Below are 13,154 nucleotides of genomic sequence, written 5' to 3' on the forward strand. Positions count from 1 at the left end.
AGGTCCGCCTCGTCCTCCCAACGAACCAGCGCAGATGATCGCCCCAGGAGAGCCAACGCCCGATGGGGTCCCACCCTCGGGGCAGAGTGTCGGCGCCGCGATCTCCTGATCGCCATCGACGTCAGCTATCAGCTCGCTGAGCATGCGGTCCGATCCCTCGGAAGACAGTTTCTCTCCGCCATCGAGGACCCCATCCGAGATTCTGGCGAGGAATGCGGCAAGGTTCCTCATTCCGTCGCGCGCCCCAAAGCCCAGGCGCAAAGGACCGAGAGCATTGCGACACCGATCGCCGCCACCATAGCGGATGCACTCATCCCTGAGACGAACGAGGCTTTGGCGTCGATGATGAGACCTCTCGCCACCGGAGTGGTAATCGTCGACGCTGCCCCCAAGCTGTCCGCGAATGCTGCAAACACATCTTGCGGCAGGTCCTTTGATATGCGGCCGAATACTGCATCACGATAAACAACCGTGGTCAAACTCCCGAACAGGGCCACACCGAGGGCGATGCCCAGTTCCTGGACGGTTTCCGACATGGCCGAGGCCGAGCCGGCCTTTTCCGGTGGAGCTGCCCCCACGACCAGGTCGGTGCCGAGGGCCGCGATTGTCCCCAGCCCGAGATAGACGAGAGCGTAACCGGTCGTGACGGGAGCGAGACCGGGTATCCAGGGAAGCATTGCGAGGAGCAAATAGCCGACTGCGGAAAATGCCAATGATCCGGCCATCACGAAGGCAGGACGTATGCGGCGTGCCAAGAGCGGCGCACCGATGCCGGCCACGATCATCATGAAGGCGGGAGGTCCCATCCACATGCCGGCGATGACCGGCGGAAGTTCGAGGACGAGTTGGAGATACTGGGTCACCAACAGCATCGCTCCGCCGACACCGACCAGCCCGAAGAGCAATATGCCGAGCGCGGCGCTGAACGTGCCGTTGCCAAACAGCCGGACGTCAAGCAAGGGGTTCGACAAGGTGCGTTGTCTTTTGACAAAAATCGCACCGCAGGCGAGACCGGTCACCAACGCCAGTATCGGGATAAGGGTAAGGCCGGTCTTTGCACTTTCCTTGACGAAGTAAACTACCGGCAGGATCGCAGCGAGCGATAGCGCGACACTCGGCAAATCGAACCGGCCGCTGACCGGCGCGCGATACTCCGGCAGAAGCAACGGTCCGGCGACGAGCACGATAACGACGACCGGAATGGCGATGAGGAAGGCGGATCCCCACCAAAAATGTGAGAGAAGAATACCGCCGACGAACGGGCCGACGGCCATGCCGAGGGCGAACATCGTAGCCCAGATCCCTATTGCCAGCGCACGCTGGCTCGGTTGGAGAAACATGTTGCTGATCAGCGCGAGCGTCGATGGCATGAGGGTTGCACCAGCCACGCCAAGCGCCACCCGGGCGGCAATCAGCGTGTTTGTGGTGGGAGAAAACGCGGCCAGAATTGAAGCGGCGCCGAACGCGGTCGCCCCGATCATCAGCAATCGCCTTCGACCGATCCGGTCGCCCAGCGTTCCCATGGTGATCAGGAACCCGGCGATCATGAAGCCATAGGCGTCCATGATCCACAGGGCCTGCGTGCTGCTTGGTCGCAGATCTTCCGCGAGCGCAGGCAAGGCCAGATAGAGCAGCGTTACGTCAAGCCCGAGAAGCGCGGTCGGCAGCGCGAGCACCGCCAGACCGGCCCATTCGATCGGTCCGGCCTTCTTTCGGCCGGTTGTTGTTTCGCTCATCTGGGATGGCTGCGAAACGGTGGGATCATACTGGTCGGGTTCGAATGACATGCTGCCTCCTGTGCGGTTGGCGGCAGACATTCGGTGATTTATATAATGTTACAATTTAGCACTTCATGCTGTTACAAGAGGTAATATGCCATGCCTCCCCGATCCCTTGAGCGAACCAGGCTGGATCTCGCCGAATTTTTGCGCCGACACAGAGAAAGACTGACGCCTGCCGAAGTCGGCCTGCCGAGCAGCGGACGGCGACGGACCCCCGGTCTGCGCCGGGAGGAAGTGGCTGCACTCGCCGGGGTCGGCCTCACCTGGTACACGTGGCTGGAACAGGGGCGGGAGATTGGCGTTTCGGAGGATTTCCTCCTGAGGCTCGCGAAGGTGCTAAAGCTCGACGACGCGGAATGCTGTCATCTTTTCGTCCTCGCGCATCGCCGTCCGCCACCCGCTGAGGCGTATCAATCGTCCGCCGTATCTCCTCTCGTGCAAAAGCTTATGGACGAGATCGAGAACCGGCCAGCCTACGTCTTGAATCTGCGGTGGGACGTCATTGCTTGGAACACAGCCGCCAATCGGCTGATCGGCTTCTCAGGGAAAGGCACATCGGACCGGAATTTGCTTCGCATGGTATTTGCCGATCCGGAGTTGCGTCGCCGCCTGCCATCGTGGCGAAACGAAGCGCCAGGATTTGTCGAGGCGCTCCGACACGATTTGGCTCTCGTGCCCGATGACCCCGCTATGCTCCAACTCATTGAGGATTTGAAGAAGCTTTCGCCAGATTTCCGAGGCTGGTGGCGCCAAAGGCAAGATAATCGACCGGTTCGTGGGCCGGCCACCATTGCGGAAAAGGCAAGCGTTCGACAGTTTGATCAAGAGGTTATGACCATCGACGAACACCGTCATTTGCGGATGGTTGTGCTGTTCGAAACCATCGGAGCAGACACATAAATGCGAATGTACCGAAGAGATTGTCCGAGATCTCGAGTTTGCCAATATGACAAATTTCCTGGGTCCTTGCCAAACTGGATTGTTGGCATAGGCCCGCCAATGTAGCTCTCGAGGGAAGTAACAATCTTGTGCCTGTTGATGAGACCTGGTCCCCACTGCAAGCGTATCGAGTAGCGACAACCTCCGACGGTCACACGCCACCCGCCGGCAGGCGCTGCATGTCATCCAGGGATCTGGTGAAATCGACAAAGGCCCGCAACGGTGAAGGCATGCGGCGACGGCTTGGGTAGTAGAGAAACAGTCCCGGATAGGTCGGGCACCAGTCTTCCAGTGCGCGTACGACGCGCCCTTCCTCCAGAAGCGGTCTTGCCAAGCTTTCCAATACATTGGCTATGCCGAGCCCCTCGGCGGCTGCGCGCAGACTGGTTCGCTGGCTGTCCAGCGTCAGGGGACCCTGGACATCGATCTCGATCTCCTTTTCCCCTTTCGCGAACTCCCATGCATAGAGTTCGCCTCCGGGGAACCGGTAGCGAATGCAGGCGTGTCCCGCGAGATCTTCCGGCATCTTCGGTTTCGGGTTCTTCCGGAAGTATTCCGGCGAGGCCACAATCGCGTCGCGCTGCTGCGGACCGAGCTTCATAGCGATCATGTCCTGTTGCAGCCGTTCGCCGAACCGAATGCCCGCGTCGTATCCCTCGGCGACGATGTCGACCAGGCTGTCATTGGCGGATATTTCCAGGTGGATATCGGGGAACGCTTCGAGGAATGGCTTCATGACCGGCGCGAGGATCACGTCGACCGCCAGATGGGGCGCATTCAGCCGCAGCGTGCCTGCCGGCTGATCACGAAAATCGTTCACCGCGTCGAGCGCGCCTTCGAGACTTTCGAATGCGGGACGCAACTGCTTGAGCAGCCTCTGCCCCGCAGAGGTCGGCGCAACGCTGCGTGTCGTCCTGTTGAGAACGCGGACACCGAGCCGATCCTCAAGGGCGCGGATTCGATGACTGACCGCCGACGGTGTGATGCCCAGATCGACGGCCGCCTTGCGAAAACTGCGGCGCTTGGCCACCGCCACGAACGCCATCAGGTCAGAAATATCGGTCGGCCTCATTGATGAATCTGATTCATTATATTGCCCAATATTATACGCATAGAAGAAACACTCGCCAATTGCCACTTTCTGGATCGACGCCTGCGGAGCGGAAGACGGCCGGCATCGGTCGCACAGTTTCGCGGCGAAGACACGCAGCAACCGGCCAGAGGTGAGTGACCCATGAAATATAGAACGCTTGGAAAAGACGGCCCGGTCGTATCCGCAGTTGGACTGGGATGCATGGGCATGAGCTTCGCCTATGGCGGCCAAGAGGAATCGGCGTCGATCGCCACCATCCGACGGGCCGTCGAACTGGGTGTGACGTTCTTTGACACCGCCGAGGTGTACGGCCCCTTCGAAAACGAAATCCTGCTCGGCAAGGCGCTCCGTCCTTTTCGCGACAACGTCGTGATCGCCACGAAGTTCGGCTTCAAGATGGGAGACACCGGCATCGGTGGAGAGCGCATCATCGGCCTCGACAGTCGCCCGGAACATGTAAAAGACGTCGCGGACGCATCCCTGAAGCGTATGGGCCTCGACCATATTGACCTGTTTTACCAGCACAGGATCGATCCGCAGGTGCCGATCGAAGACACGGTCGGCGCCATGGCGGACCTCGTGAAGGCGGGCAAGGTACGCCACCTTGGTCTGTCTGAAGCGAGCGCTGCATCGATCCGCCGTGCCTACGCGGTGCATCCAATCGCCGCCGTTCAATCGGAATATTCCCTGTGGAGCCGCGAGCCTGAACGCGATGACCTGGCCACATGCAGGGAACTCGGCATTGGCCTCGTCGCCTACAGCCCGCTCGGACGCGGTTTTCTGACGGGCGGGATCACGAGCCAAACCGATCTGGGAGAGGATGATTGGCGACGTACGCTACCCAGGTTCCAGTCGGACAACCTCGAGCAGAACCTGTCGATCGTCGGGCGCCTAAAGGACCTTGCGCGGGACAAGGGCTGTACCGCGGCCCAACTTGCCCTTGCCTGGACGCTTCATAAGGGCAGCGACATCGTTCCGATCCCGGGGGCACGGAAGGCACGCCACCTCGAAGAAAACGCTGCGGCTGTCGAAATCTCTCTGACCGACGCGGACATCGAGGCGATCGAGGCCGCAGCGCCAACCAGCTCTATTTCGGGCGAACGGTACAACGCGTTCGAGCTGGAAATGGTGAACCGGTAGACCCGTGCGCCAACGCGCTGCCACAACCGACCAGAAAGTGAAGCGCTGAAATGAACACAGCCATCGACAATCCGGCGGGTGCGCGCGCTGCACCCCAAACCTTGGATGGAAAACTCGCCCTGGTCACCGGCGCGAGTTCCGGCATTGGCCGGGCTACGGCAATCGAATTCGCGAACCGGGGTGCGACGGTCATGGTGAGCCCGCGTCGTGCCGACGGCGGCTACAGCGCGGCTACAGCATCGCCTGATGCTGCAGGCTCGCCAAATCCCAACTCCAGCAACGAGAGTAAGTACATGCAGAATATTCGTTTATTCGCCGCAGGCATCGCATTCATCCTGTCGGCGACCATCTCGCCAGCGCAAGCCCAGATCGCCATTGAACCAACCAACGACAACGGCGAGGTGGTCCTGGTTGTCGATTTCGAAGTGAAAGAAGGTTCGGAAGCGGAATTCGAGGAATATTTCCGCCGCTCTGTCACATGCTCTCGGTCGGAGCCGGGCAATGTGGCCTTCAATATCCACAAAGTCGTCGGCCAGCCAAACAACTACGTCCTTTACGAAATCTGGCGGGATACCGAAGCGATCGAGCGCCATTTCGAGAAACCCTACACCAAGGCGCTCTTTGAGATGTTCGACAGGACGCTCGTGCGCCCTGTGACCGAAGGCGGTCTACGCTTCATCTCGGATCTCGATCCCGCACCAAGGGACCCGGTTGCTGCGTCCTCCCAAGAGAACGTGCCTGCCGGCTGCGGTTGAGTTGCGGCCGCCGGCGCTGCGCCCAGTGAAGCACCGACCTGAATGGAGTGGAGAAACAAATGTCAGAGCAAGTAACACTCGTTGCGCATATCAAGGCCAAGGCAGGACAGGAGGAAGAGTTGGGCCGGCGTCTTACCGCACTTGTCGAGCCGACCCGCGCGGAGCCAGGTTGCATCAATTACGATCTTCATCGGCTGAATGACGATGGATCGGTCTGGATGCTCTATGAGAACTGGGTTTCGAAGGCTGCGCTCGATGCCCATTTCAAGATGCCGTATCTGGAGGCGTTCATTGCCAGCAAGGACGAGCTCCTGGCCGAGGACATGGACATAAAACTATACTCCATGGCATCCAGCCCGGCTCCTGACCCAGCCCCCTGAAATCCGGCCATGAGATGGCAGAGTCCATCGAGAGAAAGGACGGCCATGAGAAAGAGCAGATTTTCGCAGGAGCAGATCACCGGGATGATCCGCGAGCACGATGACGGGGTGAAGACAGCGGAGATCTGCCGCAAGCACGGCATCTCGGACGCGACCTTCTACAAGTACGAGGCCCGGTTCGGCGGCATGACGGTGTCGGACGCGCAGCGCCTGCGCACGCTGGAGGCGGAGAACGCCAAGCTGAAGCGCCTCCTGGCGGAGAGCCTGCCGGACAACGCGGCGCTGAAGGACCTGGCGACAAAAAACTTCTGACGCCCGACGTGAAGTGCCAGGAATGGTTGAGCCACGGCGTATGGGCCAGGCGATATTTACCCGCGATCTGCAGGTAGAGATGCAGGGCGGAACAGGTGTCGCGCCAGCCGAGATAGTCGAGTTGGGGCCAATCGTTGCTCATGTCCACATCCTTCGGTCAGCAGTCATGCCGATAGCGACCTTGTCCCCCCGCCCCCGCAATCGCCGCGGTGGCGCTCGGCGCGTCGGCGCAGGTCAGTCCGGTAGCGGAATGTGCTCGTCCCGGTCATCGGCCGGCAGATCGAAACGCCCCCTGCCCCAGTTCTCGGCGCGCCATTCGGCCTTGGCCTCCTCGATGCGTTCCCTGGAAGACGCCACGAAATTCCACCAGATGTAGCGGGGGCCGGTAAGGGTCGCGCCGCCAAGGATCATCAGCCTTGCGCCCTTGCTGCCGGCCGCGACAGTGATCCTGTCGCCGGGGCGGAACACCATCATCTGCGCTTCGTCATATTGCTGGCCGGCAACCGAAATCGATCCCTCGACGATATAGATGCCCCGGTCCTCGTGATTGTCCGGCATTGGCAGCCGGCTTCCGGCGTCCAGCCTCACATCGGCATAGAACGTCTCCGAGAACATCGTCGCGGGCGCCGTCTCGCCGTAGGCATCGCCCAGAATGAGCCGGATCGAGACGCCGCGATCCTCGATCACCGGCAGCGCCGCCTTGCCGTGGTGCTCGAACATGGGTGCCATGTCCTCGTCCTTGTCGGGCAATGCCAGCCAGGTCTGGAGGCCGAACAGGCTGTTCGGGCCGCTTCGGGCCGCCGAGGATGTGCGTTCGGAGTGGGTCACACCGCGCCCGGCGACCATCCAGTTCAGCTCGCCGGGACGGATGATCTGGTCGGCGCCGGTGCTGTCGCGGTGATGGAAGTCACCGCGAAACAGGTAGGTGACCGTGCCCAGGCCGGTATGCGGATGCGGCCGGATGTCGACGCCCTGCCCTGTCAGGAACTCGGCCGGCCCGGCCTGATCGAAGAAGATGAAGGGCCCCACCATTTGCCGCTTCGGGGCCGGCAAGGCACGCCGAACCTCGAAATCGCCCAGGTCGCGGGTGCGCGGAACGATGAGAGTTTCGATCGCGTCGGCGCCAACCTCGTCGGGGCAGCCTGGCGCTATCGCCGGGTTCCAGCTCATGGGCGTTCTCCTCTTCGGGTTACCGGGCCCTTTCGGCGGCTGGGTCGAAGCCGCCCGGGGCGGACAAGCGGGCTGCGCGCACCCGGCCCGACCTGTTGTAACAGTGCCGCGCCGCCGCGTGCGCCGCTAGCCTCGCCATGTGCTCAACTGTGTTGCGCCATACGGAACGTGCGGCCGATGGTCAGCGACCTTCAGCCGGGCGACCGTCGCGGGCGAACCGCTCTACACTCTCCAGCGCGCGCCGTTCACGGATCGCAACCCCAGAGCTGCGGGTTCCCCCCCATATGCTCGATCAGCATCTCGGTCAGTATCCGCACTTTCCGCGCAGGATGCTGACCGGGGGGACGCACGACATAGGCGCCCGCCGGCGGGGGAGGATAGCGTGTCATGACCGGAACGAGCGCGCCAGTCGACACCAGCTCATGGGTGAGACAATCCGGGAGATAACCGATCCCCAATCCAGCCACAGCGGCGCCGGTCAGGGCTATGCCGTTGTCGGCCTTGAACCGCCCCTGCGGCTGAACCGTGACGATCTTGTCGCCATCCATGAGCTGCCAGGATTCCGTTCCCTGCATGAGAGCCTGATGGGCAACGAGTTCGTCCGGCGTCTCCGGGGCGCCGTGGGCTGCGATGTAGTCCGGGCTCGCGACGAGCTTGCCGGCGACCGGCCCGATGCGCTTCGCGATCAGGCTGGAGTCCTCGAGGTAACCGACCCGGATCGCACAATCGAAGCCCTCCGCGATCAGATCGACGAAGCGGTCGCTGTAGGACGCATCGACCCGAAGCTGCGGATGGCGATGCGCCAGTTGGGCCAGCACCGGGGCGAAGTGCGTCGGCCCGAACGACAGCGGCATGGCGATTCTCAGGCGTCCGCGAAGCTCGCCGGCCGGGAGAAGCGTTTCCCTGGCCATCTCGATCTCGGCGCCGATACGGGCGGCATGTTCCCGAAACGTGACCCCGGCCTCCGTGAGAGCCGCGCCGCGTGTGGTCCGGGCGACAAGCTGGACGCCGAGCTCCGCCTCGAGCTTGAAAAGCCGTCGGCTGACGATCGATTTCGAGATGCCGAGCCGACGCGCGGCAGCCGAGACGCCCCCGGTATCGGCGACCTCCACGAATGTCTGCAGCTCCTCGATATCCATGCCCTCGTTCCCCGTTTTGCAACACAGCTTGTCATGAGACAGCACTATCGTATCGCGCACAGGAACGGCAATACAGCGTCCAGGCGGCGTCGCGCCGCGACATATGGCGTCCCGAACACTCAACACCGCTCACAACGGCAGCAAAGGATATACCCATGACCCTTCGCAACGGCCTCGATTCCCTTCTTCGTCCCGAAGAGTCGGTCCTCGTTCTGATCGATCACCAGCCTTACCAGCTCGCGAACCTGAACAGCCACGAGCCGCAGATGGTGGTCAACAATGCAACGGCCCTGGCCAAGGCCGCCAAGGCCTTTGGGGTGCCCACCATCCTGACGAGCGTGATCGCCGACCGGGGCGGCCTCATCTTCCCGCAGATCACGGACGTGTTTCCCGACCAGGAAGTGATCGACCGGACATTCATCAACACCTGGGAAGACCGGACGGTGGTCGATGCGGTCGAGGCCACCGGCCGCAAGCAGCTCATCATCGCCGGCCTGTGGACCGAGATCTGCGTCGCGATGCCCACGATCCAGGCTCTCGGCGAAGGCTGGGACGTGACGGTCGTCACCGATGCGTCCGGCAGCGTCTCGGTGGAGGCCCATAAGGTCGCCATCCAGCGCATGATCGCAGCCGGCGCGAACATGATGACCTGGCTGGCAGTGGCGTCGGAGTGGCAGCGCGACTGGGCCCGCACGGAGCATGCCGCCGAGCTGTCGGAACTGCTCGTGCAGCACGCCGGCGGCAGCGGCAGCGCGTTGCTGTGGGAACAGCAGCTGCTCAACACGCCGGTGCCGGGCACCGAAGGCTGACCGGAACAGGGATGACGGGCGTTCGGGCGAGCGCCGCACGGACGTTGACCGCGCATCGGGCCTCGTCATCCCTCGCTGCCGGTCGGCCTTTGCCATCCCGGAAACAGAAACGACGAGCGGGAACGCGGCACCGCCGAGCCCGGCTGGCCCGAAATCGTCGTTGGCCTTGTCTGCCTGACCACAGTGGCCGAAGGTCTTTTTCGGCTGGGGCGTCCGGGCGGGCGTCGGGTTCAGATCCGTGAGGCCAGCCACCCACGACGGTCCGGAAGGAGAACACACCCATGGGCTTTATCACGACCGACGACGACGTGCGGATCTTCTACAAGGACTGGGGCCCCAGGGACGCCCAGCCCATCGTGTTCCATCACGGCTGGCCGCTCAGCGCCGACGACTGGGACGCGCAGATGCTGTTCTTCCTGTCGAAGGGCTATCGCGTTGTCGCCCACGACCGGCGCGGCCACGGACGCTCGGAACAGGTCGCCGACGGTCACGACATCGACCATTACGCGGCCGACGCCTTTGCCGTCGCCGAGGCGCTGGATCTGAAGGACGCGGTTCACATCGGCCATTCCACCGGTGGCGGCGAGGTGGCGCGCTACGTGGCGCGGCACGGCGAACCCGCGGGCCGGGTGGCGAAGGCCGTCCTCGTCTCTGCCATTCCGCCGCTGATGCTGAAGACCGACGGCAACCCCGAAGGCACACCGATGGAGGTCTTCGACGGCTTTCGGGCAGCGCTCGCCGGCAACCGCGCACAGTTCTTCCGCGATGTTCCGTCGGGCCCGTTCTACGGCTTCAACCGCGAGGGCGCGACGGTCCATGAAGGTGTGATCCAGAACTGGTGGCGGCAGGGCATGATGGGCAGCGCCAAGGCGCACTACGACGGCATCGAGGCCTTCTCGGAAACCGACCAGACCGAGGATCTCAAGGCGATCTCCGTGCCGACGCTGGTGCTGCACGGCGAGGACGACCAGATCGTTCCGATCAACGCCTCGGCCTTGAAGGCGGTCAAGCTTCTGCCGAACGGCACGCTGAAGACCTATCCCGGTTTCTCGCACGGGATGCTGACGGTGAACGCCGATGTGCTGAACGCAGACCTTCTGGCGTTCGTCGCCGGCTGAGGCGGCTGGCAAGGCGCGGCTCCTGCGCCCCGGCCCGCAGTTCGAGCCGCCATGAAAGACACTGCAAGATTACGGAAAAAAGCACGAAAGCAGAGCAGGCCGAAGCACAAGCTATTGAAACCGGGGAATAAAAGAAAGTCTGCATAGCGTCCCCCAAAACAGGTGCGCTACCAGACTGCGCTATGCCCCGAACCCTCGAAACATGGAGATTTGCTTACGTTTTTGGAACGCGGAAGGCAAGCGGTGATTTCTGAAACGCGAACAAAGAGGGTCATCCCGCGACGAAGGCGACGAAACGTTACAGGAGATGCCAATGAGCCCTCGGGCGACCAAGCGAGCCCCGCGCTCAGCCGAGTTCCTGGGCGAGGCCGATGAGGAGCCGTTCAGGCCCGCGGATATAGCAGAGCCGATAGGCGTCCTTGTAGCGGACGACTTCGCCCACGAGCTGCGCGCCGCGTGCACGGAGCCTTTCAAGCGTCTCGTCGATGTCGTCCACGGTGAACATGGCGCGGAGGTAGCCCAGCGCGTTGACCGGGGCATTCCGGTGATCCGAGACGACAGGCGGCGCGAGGAAGCGGGAGAGCTCGAGCCGGCTGTGGCCGTCCGGCGTGCGCATCATGGCGATCTCGACATGCTGATCGCCCAGTCCGGTGACGCGACCGGCCCAGTCTCCTTCGATCGTGGCCCGGCCTTCGAGCTCGAGTCCGAGTTCGCAGAAGAAATCAATCGCCGCTTCGAGGTCCTCGACGACGATTCCGACGTTGTCCATCCGCTTGAGCGCCATTTTTCCAGCCTCTGAGGTGCCGATCCGACCCACAATATGGCACCCGATCTGACAACGGACGCTTAAGATGTCCCAATACCGGCGGCGGTCCGGCCCCGATCCGGACAGCCAGCGCACCAGCAGCACCGCCAGAAGGATGATCGCGCCCCAGAACAGGATCATCATCGCCAGGCCGAAGATCATTTGGCCCCAGCCCTATGAGGCCTGCCACATCCAGCCGCCGCCCTGTGCCGCGGCCTGGCCGGCCGCATTGGCCCCGTGACACGCCGGCACATCGACCTCGGCATCGGGGCTCCCGTCCCCGGCGTCGCGACGTTCTGGCCAGGGAAATGAACCGCCAGCCAATAACGGCGCCGATACCGACGACGGGCCGACGGGGCCTGTCCTGCCATCGCGGAATGGCTCTCTTCTTGAAAACGCGAAAGGCGGCGGTCGCCGGTTCACACCTCCGGTGCCGGGGACGCCGCCCCTCGAACGAGCACCCGGCTTCCATCGGGCGTTCGGTTGTAGAGATCGATGATGTCCTGATTGAACAGCCGGATGCAGCCGCTCGATACGGCCCTGCCGATGCTCCACGGCTCGTTGGTGCCGTGCAGGCGATAGAGCGTGTCCCGGCCGTTCTCGAAGATATAGAGGGCGCGCGCACCCAGAGGATTGCCGAGACCGGGATCCATGCCGCCATTGGCAATGCTGTAGGGCTCGAGCTCGGGCTGGCGCGCCACCATCTCGTCGGGCGGCGTCCAGCGCGGCCAGGCCCGCTTGTACTGGATCACGCCGCGCCCGGACCATTCGAAGCCGGCGCGGCCGACGCCGACGCCATAGCGCATCGCCTGCCCGTCCTCCATCACCAGATAGAGGAACCTGGTCTGGGGATCGACGACGATGGTGCCGGGCTGCTCCGGCCCCGCAAAGGGCACGATCTGGCGGAGATACTCCGGGTCGACGGCGCTGATATCGACCGCCGGGATCGGAAACCGCTCGTCGGGAATGGCGGCGTACATCGCCTCGTAGCGGGCCCGGGCGGCAGGGGTCAGCCCCCGGATGTGAGGCCGGACTTGCCGGCGGTGGTGACGCAGCCGGCAAGCGTGGATGCCATGCCGAGGAGAAGAATGCGGCGGTCCAGCAGACGCCTACGAACGCCGTGACCGCGGGAAGACGGTGTATTGGGCATGAAGTTCCCTCAACTCTCTGACTCTGAACGGATAGACAGATCGATCGTTCAGGCCGAGAGCCGCGGCGGCTGGTCGAAGGGCGGCACGACCCATTTCGCGGGCGCATCCGCCGACAGCATGGGCGGATGGACCTCCGCCACCGGAGCGCGCGCGGCAATATTGCCGGCATCCGACAGCACCAGGCAGGCACCGGTTGTCTGGCAGAAGATGGCAGACCGCCCGGGCTCGAGGTCCGGCGTGCCCGGCCCCGTTTCCCCGGTCGCAGCAAGCGCGCTCTCTCCGCCGGCATGGGAGGCGGCAAGCGACGGCCTGGAGGCATGCGCAAGGCTGAGGCAGACCAGCCCCACGATCAGCAGGACCGAGCCGATCTGCCCCAGTGCAGTGCGCAGGGTTATCCGTACCGCTTTCGACATCCGCTCAAGTTCCTCGGTGCGACGGCACCGCATGCCTTTCCCTTATACCGGACGAACCGGGAATCATCGGGCAAGACCTAACATGCGGATGGCGATTTGCCTTCTCCTGAATCATCACAAATTGGTCATCGGCCTATCGCCGCCACGCC

General features: G+C 63.1%; 12 protein-coding genes and 3 pseudogenes. 7 read left to right on the forward strand and 8 right to left on the reverse strand.

Going from position 1 to position 13,154, the window contains the following annotated elements:
* Nucleotides 1-227: 227 nt before the first annotated feature.
* The gene (locus tag HW532_RS02815; protein WP_213162964.1) at nucleotides 228-1,787 is read right to left on the reverse strand and encodes an MFS transporter; all 1,560 of its coding nucleotides are present in this window, start codon (nucleotides 1,785-1,787) and stop codon (nucleotides 228-230) included.
* Nucleotides 1,788-1,877: 90 nt separating this feature from the next.
* On the opposite strand from HW532_RS02815, the gene HW532_RS02820 reads away from it, so the two are divergent.
* On the forward strand, nucleotides 1,878-2,681 hold the full coding sequence (locus HW532_RS02820; RefSeq protein WP_213162965.1) for a helix-turn-helix transcriptional regulator: 804 nt from the start codon (nucleotides 1,878-1,880) through the stop codon (nucleotides 2,679-2,681).
* 190 nt (nucleotides 2,682-2,871) lie between these two features.
* Here HW532_RS02820 and HW532_RS02825 read toward each other — a convergent pair whose 3' ends face one another.
* Nucleotides 2,872-3,792, reverse strand: a complete 921-nt coding sequence (locus tag HW532_RS02825; RefSeq protein ID WP_213162966.1) for a LysR family transcriptional regulator — start codon at nucleotides 3,790-3,792, stop codon at nucleotides 2,872-2,874.
* 162 nt (nucleotides 3,793-3,954) lie between these two features.
* On the opposite strand from HW532_RS02825, the gene HW532_RS02830 reads away from it, so the two are divergent.
* From HW532_RS02830 to HW532_RS02845, 4 genes and pseudogenes are all read left to right on the forward strand, one after another.
* Nucleotides 3,955-4,953, forward strand: a complete 999-nt coding sequence (locus tag HW532_RS02830; RefSeq protein ID WP_213162967.1) for an aldo/keto reductase — start codon at nucleotides 3,955-3,957, stop codon at nucleotides 4,951-4,953.
* A gap of 50 nt (nucleotides 4,954-5,003) precedes the next feature.
* Nucleotides 5,004-5,708, forward strand: a complete 705-nt coding sequence (locus tag HW532_RS02835) for a putative quinol monooxygenase (protein WP_213162968.1) — start codon at nucleotides 5,004-5,006, stop codon at nucleotides 5,706-5,708.
* 59 nt (nucleotides 5,709-5,767) lie between these two features.
* Nucleotides 5,768-6,088 (forward strand): putative quinol monooxygenase, encoded by a 321-nt coding sequence (locus HW532_RS02840; protein WP_213162969.1) that lies wholly within the window; start codon nucleotides 5,768-5,770, stop codon nucleotides 6,086-6,088.
* Between the two features lie 45 nt (nucleotides 6,089-6,133).
* Nucleotides 6,134-6,391, forward strand: a pseudogene (locus tag HW532_RS02845) (transposase); the annotation flags it as partial.
* On the opposite strand, the pseudogene HW532_RS22010 reads toward HW532_RS02845, so the two are convergent.
* From HW532_RS22010 to HW532_RS02855, 3 genes and pseudogenes are all read right to left on the reverse strand, one after another.
* A pseudogene (locus HW532_RS22010) lies at nucleotides 6,366-6,542 on the reverse strand (DUF5996 family protein); the annotation flags it as partial. The pseudogenes HW532_RS02845 and HW532_RS22010 overlap by 26 nt on opposite strands.
* Nucleotides 6,543-6,634: 92 nt before the next feature.
* Complete coding sequence (locus HW532_RS02850; protein ID WP_213162971.1) at nucleotides 6,635-7,570, reverse strand: pirin family protein; 936 nt, start codon at nucleotides 7,568-7,570, stop codon at nucleotides 6,635-6,637.
* Nucleotides 7,571-7,815: 245 nt separating this feature from the next.
* The gene (locus HW532_RS02855) at nucleotides 7,816-8,709 is read right to left on the reverse strand and encodes a LysR family transcriptional regulator (protein WP_213162972.1); all 894 of its coding nucleotides are present in this window, start codon (nucleotides 8,707-8,709) and stop codon (nucleotides 7,816-7,818) included.
* A 155-nt stretch (nucleotides 8,710-8,864) separates the two neighbouring features.
* Here HW532_RS02855 and HW532_RS02860 point away from each other — a divergent pair, with 155 nt between their 5' ends.
* Both HW532_RS02860 and HW532_RS02865 read left to right on the forward strand, forming a co-directional pair.
* On the forward strand, nucleotides 8,865-9,518 hold the full coding sequence (locus HW532_RS02860) for a hydrolase (protein ID WP_213162973.1): 654 nt from the start codon (nucleotides 8,865-8,867) through the stop codon (nucleotides 9,516-9,518).
* A gap of 281 nt (nucleotides 9,519-9,799) precedes the next feature.
* Nucleotides 9,800-10,636 carry an alpha/beta fold hydrolase gene (locus HW532_RS02865; RefSeq protein WP_213162974.1) on the forward strand — a complete coding sequence of 279 codons (837 nt, stop codon included), beginning with the start codon at nucleotides 9,800-9,802 and terminating at the stop codon, nucleotides 10,634-10,636.
* A gap of 346 nt (nucleotides 10,637-10,982) precedes the next feature.
* Here the strand turns inward: HW532_RS02865 and HW532_RS02870 are convergent, their stop codons facing one another.
* From HW532_RS02870 to HW532_RS02880, 3 genes and pseudogenes are all read right to left on the reverse strand, one after another.
* The gene (locus HW532_RS02870) at nucleotides 10,983-11,420 is read right to left on the reverse strand and encodes a VOC family protein (RefSeq protein ID WP_213164391.1); all 438 of its coding nucleotides are present in this window, start codon (nucleotides 11,418-11,420) and stop codon (nucleotides 10,983-10,985) included.
* 440 nt (nucleotides 11,421-11,860) lie between these two features.
* Nucleotides 11,861-12,591, reverse strand: a pseudogene (locus HW532_RS02875) (L,D-transpeptidase).
* A gap of 48 nt (nucleotides 12,592-12,639) precedes the next feature.
* Entirely contained in the window at nucleotides 12,640-13,005 is a 366-nt protein-coding gene (locus tag HW532_RS02880) for a hypothetical protein (protein ID WP_213162976.1), read from the reverse strand.
* Nucleotides 13,006-13,154: the final 149 nt, after the last annotated feature.

Origin of the sequence: Kaustia mangrovi (assembly GCF_015482775.1) — a bacterium.
Taxonomy (GTDB): Bacteria; Pseudomonadota; Alphaproteobacteria; order Rhizobiales; family Im1; genus Kaustia; species Kaustia mangrovi.